At 63.8% G+C, this 16,908-nt stretch carries 12 protein-coding genes and 2 pseudogenes; 6 read left to right on the top strand and 8 right to left on the bottom strand.

The annotated features are described in order from the left end of the window. Positions 1 to 84: 84 nt before the first annotated feature. The gene (locus ACIQT2_RS15160; RefSeq protein WP_402947923.1) at positions 85 to 1,389 is read left to right on the top strand and encodes an MFS transporter; all 1,305 of its coding nucleotides are present in this window, start codon (positions 85 to 87) and stop codon (positions 1,387 to 1,389) included. 5 nt (positions 1,390 to 1,394) lie between these two features. Here the strand turns inward: ACIQT2_RS15160 and ACIQT2_RS15155 are convergent, their stop codons facing one another. From ACIQT2_RS15155 to ACIQT2_RS15135, 5 genes are all read right to left on the bottom strand, one after another. Beyond that, entirely contained in the window at positions 1,395 to 3,239 is a 1,845-nt protein-coding gene (locus ACIQT2_RS15155; protein ID WP_402947920.1) for an FG-GAP repeat domain-containing protein, read from the bottom strand. Between the two features lie 47 nt (positions 3,240 to 3,286). Further along, positions 3,287 to 4,519 carry an FG-GAP-like repeat-containing protein gene (locus ACIQT2_RS15150; protein ID WP_402947917.1) on the bottom strand — a complete coding sequence of 411 codons (1,233 nt, stop codon included), beginning with the start codon at positions 4,517 to 4,519 and terminating at the stop codon, positions 3,287 to 3,289. A gap of 81 nt (positions 4,520 to 4,600) precedes the next feature. Beyond that, positions 4,601 to 5,887 (bottom strand): FG-GAP repeat domain-containing protein, encoded by a 1,287-nt coding sequence (locus tag ACIQT2_RS15145; RefSeq protein ID WP_402947914.1) that lies wholly within the window; start codon positions 5,885 to 5,887, stop codon positions 4,601 to 4,603. A gap of 142 nt (positions 5,888 to 6,029) precedes the next feature. Next, positions 6,030 to 7,172, bottom strand: a complete 1,143-nt coding sequence (locus ACIQT2_RS15140; RefSeq protein ID WP_402947912.1) for an FG-GAP repeat domain-containing protein — start codon at positions 7,170 to 7,172, stop codon at positions 6,030 to 6,032. 51 nt (positions 7,173 to 7,223) lie between these two features. Further along, positions 7,224 to 8,351, bottom strand: a complete 1,128-nt coding sequence (locus ACIQT2_RS15135) for an FG-GAP repeat domain-containing protein (protein WP_402947909.1) — start codon at positions 8,349 to 8,351, stop codon at positions 7,224 to 7,226. A 206-nt stretch (positions 8,352 to 8,557) separates the two neighbouring features. On the opposite strand from ACIQT2_RS15135, the gene ACIQT2_RS15130 reads away from it, so the two are divergent. Then, positions 8,558 to 9,163: a TetR/AcrR family transcriptional regulator gene (locus ACIQT2_RS15130; RefSeq protein WP_397324630.1), complete on the top strand. Its 606-nt coding sequence runs from the start codon at positions 8,558 to 8,560 to the stop codon at positions 9,161 to 9,163. A 15-nt stretch (positions 9,164 to 9,178) separates the two neighbouring features. Here the strand turns inward: ACIQT2_RS15130 and ACIQT2_RS15125 are convergent, their stop codons facing one another. Then, a complete protein-coding gene (locus tag ACIQT2_RS15125) occupies positions 9,179 to 9,985 on the bottom strand; it encodes an alpha/beta fold hydrolase (protein ID WP_402947906.1) in 807 nt (268 codons plus the stop codon). Positions 9,986 to 10,366: 381 nt separating this feature from the next. On the opposite strand from ACIQT2_RS15125, the gene ACIQT2_RS15120 reads away from it, so the two are divergent. From ACIQT2_RS15120 to ACIQT2_RS15105, 4 genes and pseudogenes are all read left to right on the top strand, one after another. Continuing rightward, a complete protein-coding gene (locus ACIQT2_RS15120; protein WP_402947903.1) occupies positions 10,367 to 11,554 on the top strand; it encodes an NADP-dependent malic enzyme in 1,188 nt (395 codons plus the stop codon). Positions 11,555 to 11,722: 168 nt separating this feature from the next. After that, on the top strand, positions 11,723 to 12,223 hold the full coding sequence (locus tag ACIQT2_RS15115) for a DUF456 domain-containing protein (protein WP_402947901.1): 501 nt from the start codon (positions 11,723 to 11,725) through the stop codon (positions 12,221 to 12,223). Between the two features lie 27 nt (positions 12,224 to 12,250). After that, positions 12,251 to 12,388 (top strand): annotated as a pseudogene (locus ACIQT2_RS15110) (guanylate kinase); the annotation flags it as partial. A gap of 97 nt (positions 12,389 to 12,485) precedes the next feature. Beyond that, positions 12,486 to 14,216, top strand: a pseudogene (locus ACIQT2_RS15105) (HNH endonuclease). A gap of 62 nt (positions 14,217 to 14,278) precedes the next feature. Here ACIQT2_RS15105 and ACIQT2_RS15100 read toward each other — a convergent pair. Together ACIQT2_RS15100 and ACIQT2_RS15095 are read right to left on the bottom strand one after the other, a co-directional pair. Then, entirely contained in the window at positions 14,279 to 15,262 is a 984-nt protein-coding gene (locus ACIQT2_RS15100) for a polysaccharide deacetylase (protein WP_402947899.1), read from the bottom strand. A gap of 19 nt (positions 15,263 to 15,281) precedes the next feature. Beyond that, positions 15,282 to 16,823, bottom strand: coding sequence for a purine-cytosine permease family protein (locus ACIQT2_RS15095; RefSeq protein ID WP_402947896.1), 1,542 nt, complete (start codon positions 16,821 to 16,823; stop codon positions 15,282 to 15,284). Between the last annotated feature and the right edge of the window lie 85 nt (positions 16,824 to 16,908).

Here is a 16,908-nt window from a genome sequence, read left to right as displayed (position 1 = left end):
GTGGATAAGGCCGCCACAAAGGGTTAGGTAAGCGGTCGCCGCGCTAGGCTGAATCCAAGCATCCAGACCTAGGGGGAACCTGCCATGAGCCTGTCCGACCTGCCTGGGCCGGTCCCTGATCCGGCCGTGGTACGCGCCAACACGACGACGGCGCTCGCCGAGCCGGTACAACGTGTCCGCTCGCTGTGGGTAACCGGCGTAGTGCTGGTCAACCTCGGCATCAACGCGGCCTTCTTCGGCCCACTCCAAGTGCTCCTGGGCCAACAGGCGGCACATTTTGACGACGGCCAGAAGGAAGCCATCCTGGCGCTGGTGACGGGCTGTGGCGCAGCCGTTTCAATGGTGGCCAATCCCTTGTTCGGTGCCTTCAGCGACCGCACCACGTCCAAGTACGGACGCCGGGTGCCATGGGTCCTCATGGGAGCGATCCTTGGCGCAGTGGCCCTCGTGGCGCTGGCCGGCGCCCCCAATGTCGCGGTCATGACCGTGCTCTGGTGCCTCGTCCAGGCCGGGGCCAATGGAATGTATGCCGCCATCACGGCAGCCGTCCCGGATCGCGTCCCGGTGGCGCAGCGCGGTACCGTCGGCGGACTTGCCGCCATGGGGCAAACGGTGGGCATCCTGGTCGGCGCGGTGATTGCCGCCGTCGTTGCTGGAAACTTCGGGCTCGGTTACTGGCTGTGCGCGGCGGCGCTGCTCGCCGGCGTCGTGCTTTACCTCTTTAAGAGCGACGACGAGCCCCTCGACGCACAGGACCGGCCGCCGTTCAGAATCGGCGCTTTCCTCAGAGGCTTCTGGGTGTCGCCGAAGCGCTTCCCGGATTTCAGCTGGGCTTGGCTTACGCGGCTCTTAGTGAGCACGGGCAACCATATGGTCACGCTGTATCTGCTCTTTTTCCTCAGTGACGCCGTGCACCTGAAGGAGACCGAGGGCATTGATCCTGCTTTCGGCGTCCTGATCCTGACGGGGCTATACGCTGTGGCGGTGATCATCACGAGCGTGCTCGGCGGCCGGTTGAGCGATCGGATGGGCAAGCGCAAGCCCTTGGTTATCGCCTCGTCCGTGATCATCGCAGTGGCGTCGCTGATTCTCGCCTTTGCGCCGACCTGGATCGGTGCGCTGGCCGGAGCGATTGTCCTCGGGATTGGATTCGGCGCCTACTTGGCCGTGGACTTCGCCTTAATCACGCAGGTCCTCCCCACGGCATTGGACCGTGGAAAGGACCTGGGGGTCATCAACATCGCGAACTCGCTGCCGCAGGTGATCGCGCCGAGCATTGCGTTCCCGTTTGTTGCCTACTGGGGCGGCTACGTCTCGCTGTACATAGCCGCCGCCGTCATCGGCTTGCTGGGCGCGGTGTTCGTGGTGAAGATCAAGAGCGTCGCGTAGTTGGTTTAGAACACGGCGGTGAAGCCGCCCCAGCCCCAGCCGACCACCTCTGCGCCCTTCCAGCCTCCTGTGCCATTGCCGTAGTACATGTGCATCCGGCCTGAGTAGTCGATGGCATAAACGTCCTGATAGCCGTCAGCGTTGAAGTCCCCAGCGGCTCCGATCCTGGCCATGGTGTTCCAGCCAACTCCGATGATGTCGCGTTTTTCGATCTTGGAACCATCGATCTGGTAGCTGTAGAGAAGCCCCGATGGTGTCCGTCCCATCAGGTCCTCTACACCGTCACCGTTGAAGTCACCGGCAGGAAAGACTGTATTGAACATGTTCCACCCGGTACCAATCGGCTGCCCGCCGTAACCAAGGCCACCGTCGTAGCCCGTTCCGTAGTACCAGAGAGTTCCGTTGGCGTCGCGGCCGTAGATACCGCTGTGCCCGCCTTCCTGGGTGCTCGTCGTCGCAAAGATGGTGTTAAAGACATTCCAACCGGTGCCCAGCTGTTGGCGCTGCAGCCAGCCACCTTGGCCGTCGCCGGGATACAGGAAGAGCCGGCCGGTGCTATCGCGGGCCACAACATCATTCCTGCCGTCGCGGTTCAGGTCGCCGGTCTTGAAGATCGACGTCATCTCTGACCAACCTTGTCCGACGACGCGGGACGCTTCCCAACTTCCCCGTGTCGATGTGGGGTACATGCTGAGCAATCCGGAGCGGTCGCGAGCAAGGATATCTGTGGTCCCGTCGCCATTGAATCCGCTGGACCAATGGGAGTCCCTGATGTTCTCCTTCCACTGGCTGGTAACAACCCGCAGGTCAACCCCGCCCGCGTTAACGGTTACCTCCGCAGCAATGAAGTTCTGCTCGTAGTTATGGTGCTGGTCCTGGAGGGTGGGGCGATATGTTGGAGCCGTGGGGCGTTCCACATAAGGAGGTCCCACCCAGCGCGACTTGACTACTGGATTGGACCCGGCCGGCACCACGACTTCTGACAACCTGAAGTCGGTTCGCAGAATAGAGCCCACCGATGCTTCGCCCAGCACGTTTGGACGGCGGGGCTGAATAATGGGTCCGGCCGGTTTTGACACGGCCTCCGTCGGCAGGTACCCAGGAGAGTAGACCTTCGTACGGAAGGAAACCGATGCGCCCACGTCGAAGGAAGACAGGTAGTAGTCGGAGGTCTTGTATTCCAGATCGATGCCGTTGCGCATCCACTGGTACTCCGCATAATCCGGCTGGCCCTGCCACGTGCCAGGATTGGCCTTGGCCCAGATCTCAGTTTCGGCTCGCCCTTCAACGTAAGCTGGGCTGACATTCACATTTGGCTGCAGTATTAAACCCGGGTTGTTGACTCTGAATGCCGCCTCCGGAAAGTCATCTGTGACTGAGGAATCGCCACTGTACTTCCTGGGCCTGATCATCGCCGACGATCCATCGGCGAATTTAACCGTTGCCTGTCGTAGCGAGTACTTTCCCGTGGCGTCATTGGCCTGCACGGTTCGGAACGCAGAGCCGGACTGTTGCGATTGCACGCCGTTGGCGGGCTTCCATGACAAGTAACTCTCCGTAACCCCGGACTCATCCTGCATCACGAAGCTGACTACGGTGGCAGGTCGCGCCACCGTAAAGTTCAAGCGCAACTCGCCACCCACCGAAGCGGTTGTTTTGCTGGCCGCGCTAATGCTCAGAAAGGCTGGATCCGGCGGCCATACGTACGAGTCCGCGGTGGAGGAACCGCTGTCAGTGGGTGTCGCACCAGCGGCAGGAATGTGAAACAGGAGGCTGGCAAGCATGCTTGTCACGGTGAGTGCCAGAACCTGCAAACCGAGGAGCATGGAACGATGTGTGGTGAGTTTCATGGTCGGTCTTCCCAAAGTGATTGGTTCTTTTGAAAGAGAAGTTGCGCTTAGAAGACAGCGTTGAAGCTATTCCAGCCCCAGCCAACAACTGGCGAGCCTTTCCAGCGGAAGCCGGATATGCCGGAGTGGGTGTAGCCGGAGGGGTCACCCAAATACATGGTTAGACGCCCACTGTTGTCTATTCCATAAACGTCCGAATAGCCGTCACCATTGAAGTCGCCGGCCATCCCGATCTTTGCCACCGACTCCCAGCCCCAGCCAATGGATCCCGAGAAGCCGCCTGGCAATCCGAATTCTTGAAACCACCCGTTCCGGGTGGTGCTTCTTACCTCAAGCGTTCCCCAGAAGGGTCGGGTGAGTACCACCAGGTCCGGGCTGTCCAGAAAGTGTCCCGCGCCCACTGCATAGTAGCCATCCCAGCCTGGACCGATTTTGTACGGAGTAAGCCATCCACCTCGACCATTGCCGGGGTACATGAAGAGATTCCCCGCGGAGTCCTTGGCGAGAATGTCGTTAGTACCGTCACCGTTGAAATCGCCGGGCGCGATGAGGTCTTTGAATCCTTGCCACCCCTGGCCTACCTGCAGCGCTTTCTTCCAACCGCCGGATCCGTTTCCCTGGTAGAGGAAGAGCCGTCCCTGGCCATCGCGTGCCAGGACGTCCACGGTTCCGTCGCCGTCGAAGTCCCCGGGAGAGAGCAGCATGTTGAAGTTGTTCCAACCCCAACCGATCACTTGTGGCGTCTGCCAATTTCCGCGTCCATCAGTGGGGTACAACAGCAAACGGCCAGCGGAATCGCGGGCAAAAAGGTCAAGCGTGCCGTCGCCGTTGAATCCACGGGCACGTGGCGCTGCCGCGATCCGGAGCGGATGGGACGCCTGCGCGGTCACGGACGACTCGGCGTCGTACGTAACGGTGAGACTGGCGGCAATCACTCGTCCTAAGTCAGCGGACGTAGCCAGGTAAGTGCTGCCGGTGGCGCCCGGAATGACCACACCGTCGCGGGTCCAGGTGTAGGACACCGCTGGCGTTCCGCCAGCGGGCGAAACGTAGGCGAACGTCGTCGAGATATCGACCTTCAGGAGACCCCCTACCGTGGGGTCGCTTTGGAGCCTCGGTGAAGTAGAGACGTAGACGTATCGCGACGGCACGGCCACCGAAGGCGCCGCAGCTTGGACGGGCACGCCGGACGCCAGGACACCGCAGGCAAGGACCGATGCCGTGACAATCGAAGAGAGCCGACGAAGCGCGTGAGAGCGCGTTGATTTGAGAGACTTCAAGATTTCCTCATGGAGTAGGCGCCGGAAGGGCCGGCAGGACGAATAGCCGGGCAGAAAGGTCAGATCCGGACAGGCGCGCGCCTAGAACACTGCATTGAAGTTGCCCCAGCCCCAGCCGACAACCCCAAAGCTCTTCCAACCACCAGAGCCGTTGCCGTAGTACATGCGCATCTGGCCGGCGGTATCGATGCCCCAAACATCGTTGGCGCCATCGCCGTCGAAGTCGCCTGCGCCACCGAGCTTGGTGATTGCGTTCCAGCCCTGGCCGATAGCCCTGCTGGAGGTCCAGCCGCCTGCGCCGTTGCCGCCGTAGAAAACCAGGTTTCCGGCACTGTCCCGGGCCAGGACGTCGGGCTTCTTGTCGCCGTCGAAGTCGCCGGGGGAGAAGATCGAGGTCATGCCGTTCCAACCCCAACCGACGGTGGAGGCAGCAAGGAAACCACTGCGTCCGTTGCCCGGATAAAGCACCAGTTCACCGTTGGTCTTGCGCGCCAGAAGGTCGTTGTGGCCGTCACCGTTGAAGTCGCCGGCGGCGAAGATGGAACTGAAAATATGCCAGCCCCAGCCGATCTGCTGGCGTGGATGCCAACCACCCCAGCCATTTGAGGGGTAGAGGAACAATGACCCAGCACTGTCACGGGCAATGACATCGTTTTCCCCGTCGCCGTTGAAATCGCCGGCCGTGAACATGGTGTTGAAGATATGCCAGCCTGAGCCGACCTCGTAGGCCGGCTGCCACGTGCCGTTTCCGCCCGTCGGGTAGAGGCCAAGGCGGCCCCATGAATCCCGGATGAACAGGCCCATGGTGTATGGATCCCAATACCGGTCGGCACCCCGATAGACGCCGGTGGTGTGTGGCCGGTCTACGGTCCCGGAGGTGTCGAAGCTGAAGTCCAGGGCGTTGAAGGCAACGGGAACCGTTCCCGACTCCGGGAGGTTGCCCGGGTTGTAGATGGAACCGTCACGCCAGTAGCCCACCTGGTTACCCGCGACGGTTTGGATGTTCATGTACTGGGCAAGGTAGGTGCCAGGCGGCGTTCCCTGCTCAAAGAAGACATCGAACGTGTAGGTTGAATCGGCGGAATTGTAGGTGCCGCGTGTGAGCTGCTCGTGGAAGGTACCCTTCACCGTGTTCCGAAACGCCACGTAGACCTCGGCGATCGGGCCGAAGGCTTGGAAAGTCACCGTGGACGTTGCGTGGCCCCCACGGGGGATGGATCCCGGCGTCGTTGATACTGCTACCGGCACCGGAGCGAAAGTGTCATCAGCGTGTGCTGCGGGTGCGGCGACCAGCCCTCCGAGCAAGAGAATGCCGGCAATAAGCGCCGCCGGTAAAGAGCGTGCAAAGCGCACAGGAGTGCTCCCCATGGTTCCCCCAATTCGAGCCGGCCACAGACAACCGGCGGGTGTAAGTGACTAGAGAGTACATGGAGGAATGAGAAAGCTGGGAATTCGCTGGCAAAAATTCACGGGAAAGACAAGTCACGCCAGAAAAGCAACCGAAATCGGCTTAGAAAACTGCGTTGAACCCGCCCCAGCCCCAGCCGATGGCGGCGGAACCGTTCCAACCGCCGTCGCCGTCGCCGTAGTACGCCAGCAGTTGTCCGGAACCGTCCACCGCGAAGACATCCATGTTGCCATTGCCGTCGATGTCGCCGGCGGCGGCGATGTTGGACAGGCTACCCCAGCCCCAACCGATGGTGGCAGATCCGCTCCACCCGCCGTTGCCGTTGCCCTTGTAGAGGCGGAGGTTTCCAGAGGTGTCGCGGGCCAGGACGTCCACGTTGTTGTCGCCGTTGAAATCGCCGGGAGTGATGATCTGGTTGAGGACGTTCCAGCCGGTACCCACGAGCGAGCGGTTCAACCAGCCGCCGTTGCCGTTGCCAGGGTACAGGTAGAGGTTTCCGGACGAATCACGGGCCAGGACGTCATTGTTCCCGTCGCCGTTGAAGTCGCCGGGGGAGACGATGGACGTAAACCCGTTCCAGCCGCTGCCGATCTGCCGGCCGGCGTGGAAGCCGCCGTCGCCAGTTCCTTCATAGAGGAAAAGCCGGCCGGAGGAGTCGCGGGCCAGGACGTCGTTGGTGCCGTCGCCGTTGAAGTCGCCGGGGGACAGGACGGTGGTGAAGCCGTTCCAGCCGGGGCCCACGGTGCGGGCGGATTCCCAGGCGCTGTTGATCCGCGGGTACATCATGAGCGTGCCGTCCGAGCGGCGGGCCAGCAGCTCGAAGGCGCTGCGCCCGGTGAAGCCATTGGGGCGGTGGGAGGCGGAGACGGGCGCTGTTTCCGCGCTGGAGACTTCCACGGGATCGCAACCATTTTGGCTGGCCACCAGGTGGGCTGCGATGGTGGCACCGCGGTCGGCTTCGGTCACGACGTAGTTCGGCCACTGCCTCGAAGAAAGGACTCCGTCTCGGGTCCAGTAGATGCTGTAGTCCGGTCCGGCGGCCGCACCGCAACCGCTGAACGAGCCCTGCTCGATCTCTACCGTGAGGGTCGAACCGACGAACGGCGCACCGTGTACCACGGGCTGGTCGGGGTCCATGGTTGCCATGGCGGGTGCGGGTGCGAAGGCGGCTGCCGCGATGAATGCGGCAGCGATTCCGGAAAGCGCTCGGCGCACGCCGGACGTCGGGCGTGATGAAGCGTACATGGTGTCCTCCCCAGACTTTATGCGGTTAATGGTACCGCGGCTGGGATATACCTAGAAGATCGCTGTGAAGGCGCCCCATCCGTTACCGGCCACTTCCGAGCCGCGCCAACCGGTCCTGCCATCGCTGTAATAGACCACCAACCGGCCCTGTTGGTCCACGCCGTAGACGTCCGGATTGCCGTCCTTGTCGAAGTCGCCGGCGGCCCCTGCGGCCTTGAGCGTGTTCCATCCGACGCCGATCAACCAAGAGCGCGTCCACCCGCCGGCGCCGTTTCCGCCATAGAAGTACAGGTAGCCGCTGCGGTCACGCGCCAGGATGTCCACCTTGCCGTCACCGTTGAAATCGCCGGGTGCCAGGAGCGCGTCCATCACCTGCCAGCCCTGCCCGACGGCGGTGCGCGGCAACCAGCCACCGGAACCATTGCCGGGGTACAGATAGAGGGCGCCGCCGGGCTCGCGCGCCAGAATGTCGTTGTTACCGTCGCCGTTGAAGTCTCCGGGGCTGACGATGGAGTCGAAGATGTTCCAGCCCTTGCCGATGGTCTGTCCGGGCTTCCAACCCCCGGTTCCGTCACCCGCGTAGAGGTACAAAGTGCCTGCAGAGTCGCGGGCAATTACATCGGTCTTGCCGTCGCCGTTGAAGTCGCCCGGGGAGAGGACCAGGTTGAAGATGTTCCAGCCCCAGCCCACGGTCCGGGGAGCGTCCCAGGCGTTTCCGGTGCGGCCGAAGAGCGACAGCGAACCGTCGGTTCCGCGGGTCAGGAGTTCGAAGGACCGCCCGGTGAACCCGGCTGCGCGATTGACGGAGCCCACGGGCGCGGTCTCGTTGCTGTGGAGGGTTTCGCCGGAGCACGCGGTCTTGCTGGCGGTCAGGTGGGCAGCCATCCTTGAACCGGCGTCGTCCTGCTGCAGCACGTAGTTCCTGCCCGTTTCCCCTGCCACGAGGAAGCCGTCACGGGTCCAGTAGATGCTGAAGTCCGGCCCTTTGCCGCCGCCGCAACCGTAGAACGTGTACGGCCCGATGTCGGTGGTCAACGTCTTGCCCACGAACGGTTGGCCGTTGACCACGGGGTCGGGTCCGTTGCTCGGGGCAGCCGACGCCGGCAGGGGACTAAGTGCCATGGCCGCCAAAGCGGCGCCCATCAGCGTTGCCGCCACCCGGCGTCGTACGTTCCCCATCCGTGTTCCTCCCATGTGCAGACCTGAAACCTCACTGAAGTTTAGGGGTACGCTCGGGGGAATCCTTGGAACGCTGCGTAAGCCTTGTTCGCGGCGGCATTCAGGAAACGGTCATTTTGCTCCCGTATCATTGATCCGATCGGCCAGCCGTGGGTTCCATCCTCGACCGGCCGCTTCCTTGCCAGCTTCCCAAGAGATCGCCGGAGATGTCTGCAGCAAATTCACTGGAACCGTACTCCCTGGATCTGACAACAGGGCTGCCCCGCATGGCTGCCGCGCCCACCACTCCGCGGCAGTTGTTGCGCTATGCCCGCATCCTGAAGACCGCGGCCGGGTTCGCTCAGCGCCAGTTCGATACGCTGAGCCTGTCCGATGTTGCGGCCCGGGCTGATGTGCCCCTCGGCACCTTGTACCGCTACTTTCCCTCTACCGCGCACCTCATGCTGGCCGTGTACCGGCAGCAGTTGCGGGAACTGCGCGACGGCGTCCGCCAACGCCGGGGCAAGGGCCAGTTGGCGGGCCTCATGATGGAGATTTTCCACCTCCGGGTCATGCAGCCGGGAGTTGAACACTGCCTGATCCGCCCGGCGGGCAAGGACACCGATACGGCGCAGTTGCTGCGTGAGATCGATTCCCTGTCCCAGGAAGTGGTGGGATCCCTGAGCGAGGATTCCGGTAAGGACCCCGTCAAGGCCCGCATCCTGTTGCACCTGGTGAGCGGCCTGGTCCAGGCCGTCCGGTGCCGGAGGCTTTCCCTCTTCGAAGCGGAGAAGGACCTCAAGAAGGCCTGCAGCCTGCTGACCGGAGAGTGACTGGCCCGCAGATGGTCAGCGGCTAAGGAACTGTCGGATGGCCTGCGCTGCTTTCTCTTTGCCGGGTCCAATCCACAGCAGGTGGGAGGGCGAATCCAATTCCACCAGCGTGGCGTTCGGCAGCCGCGATGCGAGATCCCCGGCATGTTCAAAGGCCACCCCGGCGTCCAGGCGGGATGCCGTCACCAGCGTGGGACATCGCACGCCCGTGATGAGGGCGCGGCGGGATGCCGAGCGTTCGGGCTTCGCCTGCGTGAGGTCGTTGGTGAAGCCCCGGCCGGATCGCATGGTCCCGAAGAACCGCCGGGCCTCGGCTTTATCCGCTGGTGCCAGCATGCCCATCAGTGTGCGGCGCGGCAGGCGGGACAACTGGGCCATCATCAGGCCCAGGCCGGTGTCCGTCCGGACCATGAGCCTGACCAGCGACCACGTGAGCATCTCCGCCCATGGGGAGAAAACCACCGGCCCCATCAGCGTCTCCGCGCGCGAGTCCGGATACGGCAACGTGGATGGGGCGCAGCTGTGAAGCACCAGGCGCTGCGCCTCGATGCCGTCGTCGCCGGCCACGGCCATCGCCTGAAGTCCTCCGAAGGAAACGCCAACCACCACAGGGTTGGTAATCCCCTGGCCAAGGCACACTTCCCGTACCAACGGCGCGAACTCGCCCGCGGTGAGGTCACCGACGTCGGTGGCGCCGTAGCCGGGCCGCGAGAAGGAGAGGACCCCGAGGCCGCGATCCGTGTAGAGGCTCCAACCGCAGTCGCTCACGGCTGAGCAGTGCCCGCCGGGGAAGAAGAGGACGTAGGGCTGGTTTCCAGGCACGTTGACTATCTCCACCGGCCTCGGGACGTTGGAACCATCATGCGTTCGGCCACGGACGTCATTCTGCCTCATGTTGGGCGGGCCGAGACCCCTTGAGGGCGGTATCTGAGGTGGTGGTCTAGACCGATGGGTACCAAAAGTGCCCAAATTAGCGTGAGCTGAGTCACATATTTGACAGGTTGAACGTTTTACTCTCGAATCATCTCTTTAGGTATTGAATCTTGTACCCTCTTGGCTTCCCTAGGCTGGAAATACCGAAGCGGCTAGCAGCCCATACCTGCAGACTCACCGCCGGGCCAGCCACCCTTGGCCCGAACCCGCAGTTCTGTTCCTGCCATTCATCACGCCGTGGGTCCACGGCTAGCCTGAGGAGACAAAGACGTGTCCATTGAGACAACTGAAGCCACTGAGAACCTGGTCCTGACTGAAGAAGAAATCTTCAAAGCCCACGAGGGCGGCAAGCTGACCGTTTCCAGCACGGTACCCCTGAACGACAAGCGCGACCTATCCATCGCGTACACCCCCGGCGTTGCGCAGGTCAGCCGGGCCATCCACGCAGACCCCAAGCTTGCCCGCACCCACACCTGGGCCGAGCGCCTGGTTGTTGTGGTCAGCGACGGCACCGCTGTCCTGGGCTTGGGCAACATCGGCCCCAGCGCCTCCCTCCCGGTTATGGAGGGCAAGTCTGCTCTGTTCAAGACCTTTGGCGACCTCGACTCCATCCCGCTGGTGCTCAACACCACCGACGTTGACGAGATCATCGAGACCCTGGTCCGTCTCCGCCCGAGCTTCGGCGCAGTGAACCTCGAGGACATCTCGGCACCGCGCTGCTTCGAGCTCGAAGAGCGGCTCATCGAAGCCCTGGATGTGCCTGTCATGCACGATGACCAGCACGGCACCGCCGTCGTTGTCCTTGCGGCCTTGACCAATGCCGCCAAGGTGACCAACCGCGCCATCGAAGGCTTGAAGGTTGTTGTTTCCGGCGCCGGTGCGGCAGGCATCGCGATCGCCGAGATTCTGCTGGCTGTGGGTGTCGAGGACGTCATCCTGCTCGATTCCAAGGGCGTCATCAGCGCGGACCGGGCGGACCTCGTTGCGGACTCCGGCAGCGTCAAGGCCCGATTCGCCCAGCGAACCAACCCCCGTGGAGTTACCGGCGGACCGGCTGAGGCCCTCACCGGCGCGGACGTCTTCGTTGGCGTTTCCTCCTCGAAGCTCGCCGAAGAGCACCTGAAGCTGATGAGCGATCAGTCGATTGTCTTCGCGCTGTCCAACCCGGACCCCGAGGTCCTGCCCGAGGTTGCCCGCAAGCACGCGGCCGTTGTTGCCACCGGCCGCAGCGACTTCCCCAACCAGATCAACAACGTGCTGGCCTTCCCGGGCATCTTCCGCGGTGCCCTGGATGCCGGCGCCCGCCGCATCACCTCGGAGATGAAGATCGCGGCTGCCCGTGCCATCGCCGAGCTCGCCGCGGAAGATCTCTCTGCGGACTACATCGTGCCGAGCCCGCTGGATGCCCGCGTGGCACCCGCCGTCACCGCGGCTGTGGCCGCAGCCGTCACCAAGTAGCGGCTACTGACGCAAGAACGACGACGGCGACGCTCCCTTTCCGGGGGCGTCGCCGTCGTTTCTTTTCCAACGCGGGGTCATTTACGGCCCATGTTTGTCGGCGGAATGGGCCGTAAATGACCCCGCGTTGCTTCTGGCGGGGCCGCACACCGGACCTACACTGGGGCCATGAATGCCGAAGTGATCGTGACCATCCTGTGCGGCTTGGCGATTGCTGTTGGTGTCGCGGGAACCATCATCCCTGTCCTGCCGGGCAGCATTCTCATTGGTGTGAGCCTGCTGGCGTGGGCCATTTGGGGCGGCGCGGGCACGCTGGGCTGGGTGGTGTTTGGCATCGGCTTGGTGTTCGTCGTCGCGGGGATGGCGGCCAGTGCTGTGTTGACTGGACGCAAGCTGAAGCAGCACGGGATTCCCAACCGATCTGTCCTGGTGGGTGTGATCGTGGGCGTCGTGGGGATGTTCGTCATTCCTGTCGTGGGACTCTTTGTTGGCTTCGCGCTCGGCCTGTTGTTGAGCGAATTTGCGCGGACCCGGGACTTCCGCTCAGCGGTCCGATCGAGCCTCGCTGCCCTCAAGGCAACCGGCATCGGCATCCTGGTGGAGTTCGCCCTGGCCTGCGCAGCGGCGAGTACGTGGGTGATCGGCGTGTGGGTCAATGCGGTGACCTGACTTTTCTCGGATCCCAGCCAAACCGGACTGACTGTCCGTGGAGGCCCAACTGCTGTTGGCAGCAAGGGAACTGTATGCACCTACATCAGGGACAACTATCCAGAGGTTTGGCTGTCAGTACCAGCCACGACCGGCCCGGCCCGGCCCGGAGAGAAGGATGGCGTCACTACTTCTCGTTGGGGCTTGAGGCTGCTTCGTGGGGTTTTCCACATAGGGCAATTGAGGCCTTATTCCGGCGTTCCTGCGCTGGAAGAGTGGGGGTATGGACGGGTTTTCGGGGCAGGTGGGTGGTGGTGTTGGTGGCGCTGCCGGGGTTGCTGGTGCCTCCGGTCATGCGTCTGTGGAACGCCCTCTGGCTGCGGGCTGGTCGATTGCGGATTTGATCGCAGTTGTTGGTGCGCTTGAGCCCGCGGGCGACAGCGGGGCGTTGGTGGATCAGTTGCGGGGTTTGGAGGATGTGAAGTCGGCGGTGTCGGCGGCGCAGGCGAGGGTGGCTGTGGCGTTTGATCTGGCCCAACGCCGGGAGCAGGCCGCGGCGGGGGTTCCGGCCTCGGAGCGGGGTAAGGGTGTGGGGGCGCAGGTGGCATTGGCGCGGCGTGAGTCCCCGAACAAGGGGGCCCGGTTGTTGGGGTTGGCGAAAGCACTCGTGACGGAGATGCCGCGGACGTTGGCTGCGTTGGAGACCGGGCAGTTGAACGAGTGGCGGGCAACGTTGTTGGTGCGGGAAACGGCGTGTTTGTCGGTGGAGGACCGGTGCGCGGTGGATGAGGAGTTGGCTGCGGATACGGGCACGTTCGACGGTGCCGGTGACCGGCGGATGGTGGCGTTGGTGAAGGCTGCGTCGTATCGGCGGGATCCGGCCTCGGTGACCCGGCGGGCGGCGTATGCGGTGAATGAGCGGACGGTGGGGTTGCGTCCTGCGCCGGACACGATGACGTATTTGACGGCGTTGTTGCCGGTGGCGCAGGGGGTGGCGGCGTATGCGGCGCTGACCCGGGCCGCGGGGTCGGCCCGCTCTGCCGGTGATGCGCGGTCCAAGGGGTAGGTGATGGCCGATACTTTGGTGGAGCGGCTGACCGGGGCCCCGGGTGGTGTCGCTGGGGTGCACGTGGAAGTGGTGATGACGGATCGGACGTTGTTGCAGGGTGATAGTGAACCGGCGAGGTTGAAGGGCTACGGCATCGTCCCGGCCGGCTGGGCCAGGACCCTGATCAAGCACGGCGCCGACAGCGACCCGGCCACACGCGCCCGTCAGGTGGCGGGCGGCGACCCGGCAACACGTGCCGGGCAGGAAACGGCCAGCGGCAGGGCTGCAGACGACTGGCAGGAAGCGATCGGCGACAGGCCACGCGGGCCATCCGGGTCGGCCGGGTCGCCCGTGGCTGCCGTGAGTGAACCGGATTCCGGTCATGCCTCAGGCCTTCCGACGGATTTCGACGTGTGGGTCCGGCGGCTGTACACGGCGCCGGGAACCAATGAGCTGCTGGCCACCGATTCCAAGGCCAGGTTGTTCCCCCAGGGGATGCGCAGGTTCATCCAGACCCGTGATGACACCTGCCGCACACCGTACTGCGACGCGCCCATCCGCCACTACGACCATGTCCTGGCCTGGCGCTCCGGTGGAAAGACCACCCTGGCCAACGGCGCAGGGCTCTGCGAAGCGTGCAACCACACCAAAGAAAACCCCGGCTGGAACACCAAGCGACTCCACGATGCGCACAAGGTGGACCTGACAGCTCCGGCGGGTGGGGCAGCTCCGGCGGGTGGCGCAGCCCCGGCGGGTGGTGCAAGGCAGTCGCTTCAGCCACGCAGGGCCGGCCAGTCCACCGAGCGAAAGCAAACAGTCCTGTCCGGCCAACCCTTCGAAATACAGACACCCACCGGCCACCGTTACACCTCCATGCCCCCACCACTTCCCGGCTACTTCCAGGAGGCCGTCCCCCTGGCAACGGTTGACCGCTTCACCCCGATGCCAGACGGGGCATCGAGGTGAAGGGTGGTTGGAATCGGGTGTTCGTGCGCGGCTGCGTGGCGTTCCGCACTGCGTTGATTCGTCTAGCCGAGTGCCGGAACCTTGACCTGGGCCGGGCGGAACGTCGCCCCGGCCCCGGGGAACAGCGGTATGTCGATCCTTGCGAGAGTGTGGATCTCCTGGACTGTGGCCTTGGTGTGGGCAGCGATCTCAGCGAGGGTGGTGACCCACATGCCGTCGAGACCTTTGACCCGCTCGATCAATTGCTCCAACGCGACTGCCCTGGACGGCCTTCCGGAAATGAAGGGGTGGTTGGTCAGGACGAAGCAACTGCCCTGGGCATGGTGGGCTTCGGCTTCAAGCGTCCACATTTCCAAGGCCTTGGCAGGGCTCTCGATCACACCGCTGCCGGTGACGCCAGGGTAGAAGCCGTATTGCTCCCAGTCGTCCAGTGCCCAGTCGACGGGAATCTCCACGATGTCCCGGGAGTCACCGATGTCCCGCGAGTTACTGTCGCCCCGGGAGCCGCCATCGGCGACGGCCAGGCGGTAGGGGGCATCGCCGTCGAGCAGGCTCGAATCATAAAGGAAGCCGCGGTCCGCCAGCAGCGCCGGGGTGTGCCAGTTGAGCTCCCACCAGGGAGCCCGATAGCCGAGGGGCCGGACTCCGGCAACCTTGTTCAACGCCTCCAGTCCGCGATCGAGGTAGCTGGCTTCCGTCGCGGCGTCGATGCCTTGCATGGGCTCGTGCAGGTATCCGTGGTGGGCGATTTCGTGGCCGGCGTCGGCGATCCGGCGGACGATGTCCGGGTAGCTCTCCGCCGTGAATCCGGGGATGAAGAACGTGGCCTTGATGTCCTGGCGGTCCAGGATCTGCAGCAATCGCGGCACGGCGATCCGTGGGCCGTAGGACTGGTGGCTCATGAGCGACATACGTCGGGTGCTGGTGGGGTCGTGGGCGATGGTGCAGGATTCGGCGTCCACGTCGAAGGTGAACGAGGCGGCGGCCCTGAAGCCTTCCGGCCAGGCGATCGGATGCAGGGAGTCTGCGAATGCGGGCTTGTTCATGAGGTGTCCTTCGCGATAGTCAGGCTGCCGGTTCCGGCGTGGAAGCCGGCGCGGGCTGGGTGGCTGAGACGTGGTTGGAATCTGCCAGCAGGAACTTCCGGTGGGCCTTCGGTCCCAGGAAGGCGTAGGCGGCGGCGCTGGTCAGGCCACCGGCCAGCCAGGACAGGTCCCAGCCGCCCAGGGCAACGGCGATGGGTCCCTGCATGATGGGGATCAGGCCGTACATGAAGAGCCAGGTGGCGAAGATGCCTGCGAGGAGGGAAACGATGCCGGCCCAATTGACCACGGGCAGTCGGTGGGTGCCGACGGGATCGAAAAGGCGCTCCACTTTGGCCGGCCAGCGCTTCTCGAGCCAGAAGTAGTGCACCAGCATCACGCCGCCCCATGCGGCAACCCAAGCAACCAGGCCGATGAGCCAGGCATCCAGCACGGCGGCGAAGTCCTCTTGGAAGATGAAGAAGATGACGGCCGCCAAGGAGAAGACGCCCACGAAGAGGTTCAGCTTGCGCCGGTTGATGTTGATGTCCAGGGCCTGGGTAGCTACGGAGAACGTGTAGATATTGAGGATGTTGGTGGCAATGGGTCCGTGCAGCACCATGAGGAGGACAGGGAGTGCCAGGACGCCGAAGTTCTGCACGATCAACTTGCCGGGGTCTATTTCGCCGCTGTTCGTGGCCAGGCTGGCGCCGAGGACGCCGAGCCACACCACGGGGATGAACTGGCCCAGGACCGATGCGAGGTAGACCTTGCGCTTGGGGACCGAGGTGCTGACGAAACGGGAGTAGTCGGCGGCGTAGGTGAACCATGTGATGCCCCAGCCGATGCCGATGGCCGTCATGACCGCACTCATGGCGGCAATCCGGTCCGATCCCGTCAGGATGTTGCCGGCAGGCCCGGCGTAGCCCCAATCGATCTTCATTCCGAACCAGGCCACGGCGGACATGACGGCGAGGATGAGGATGGTGGGCGGAACGGTCCAGCGCTCGAAGGCCGCGATGGCCTTGTAGCCGAACCAGGCGATGGCCACCTGTGCGGCCATGATTGCCGTGGCGACGCCGATCTTCCATCCGTAGTTGTGGGCAGCGGGATCCACCCACCCAAGGGTTCCGAAGAGGGCCATGACCAGGTCCAGGATGATCCACGTGTTGACCGCGCACCAGCCGATCACCAGGAGTGCCTGGATGGCCGCCGGGAGGTAGTTGCCGCGTCGGCCGAATGCGGCGCGGGCAAGGACCATGCCAGTGGCCCCGGTTTTCTGGCCCAGGAGGACAAAGCATCCGAACAACAGCATGCCAATGAGGTTGCCCAGCACCAGGACGGTCACGGTGTCCGCGAAGCCCAGGCCCAAGTGGATGCCGAGGGCTCCGAGCACCCAGTTGATGGGCGCGAGGTTGGCGCCGGCCCAGATCCAGAATTGCCCGGAGACCCTGCGGGTGCGGTCTGCTTCGGGAATGGGTTGGAGCCAGGCTTCGCTGTCGTGGCCCGGCGCCGTTGCCGGACCTGACTGCGCCTGGCCAGGGTTTACTGGTTCCGAGTGCGCGGGGGAGAGGTTGTCTTGCATGGGAGAGCCTCCGTGTGTGAAAGGGACACTCTCAGATTATGTGCGCCACATCACAGCAACAAGATACGATGTGTCTAAAGGAATT

This window comes from Paenarthrobacter sp. NPDC090522, assembly GCF_044769225.1.
Lineage (GTDB): Bacteria > Actinomycetota > Actinomycetes > Actinomycetales > Micrococcaceae > Arthrobacter.
Note: the sequence above shows the minus strand (reverse complement) of the source record. Positions and strands in the feature narration are given on the sequence as shown.

Bases quoted from the DNA above. Each gene is read 5' to 3' on its own strand.
- ACIQT2_RS15160 (WP_402947923.1), top strand. From the start codon at position 85: ATGAGCCTGTCCGACCTGCCTGGGCCGGTCCCTGATCCGGCCGTGGTA.
- ACIQT2_RS15155 (WP_402947920.1), bottom strand. From the start codon at position 3,239: ATGAAACTCACCACACATCGTTCCATGCTCCTCGGTTTGCAGGTTCTG.
- ACIQT2_RS15145 (WP_402947914.1), bottom strand. From the start codon at position 5,887: ATGGGGAGCACTCCTGTGCGCTTTGCACGCTCTTTACCGGCGGCGCTT.
- ACIQT2_RS15140 (WP_402947912.1), bottom strand. From the start codon at position 7,172: ATGTACGCTTCATCACGCCCGACGTCCGGCGTGCGCCGAGCGCTTTCC.
- ACIQT2_RS15135 (WP_402947909.1), bottom strand. From the start codon at position 8,351: ATGGGGAACGTACGACGCCGGGTGGCGGCAACGCTGATGGGCGCCGCT.
- ACIQT2_RS15130 (WP_397324630.1), top strand. From the start codon at position 8,558: ATGTCTGCAGCAAATTCACTGGAACCGTACTCCCTGGATCTGACAACA.
- ACIQT2_RS15115 (WP_402947901.1), top strand. From the start codon at position 11,723: ATGAATGCCGAAGTGATCGTGACCATCCTGTGCGGCTTGGCGATTGCT.
- ACIQT2_RS15100 (WP_402947899.1), bottom strand. From the start codon at position 15,262: ATGAACAAGCCCGCATTCGCAGACTCCCTGCATCCGATCGCCTGGCCG.
- ACIQT2_RS15095 (WP_402947896.1), bottom strand. From the start codon at position 16,823: ATGCAAGACAACCTCTCCCCCGCGCACTCGGAACCAGTAAACCCTGGC.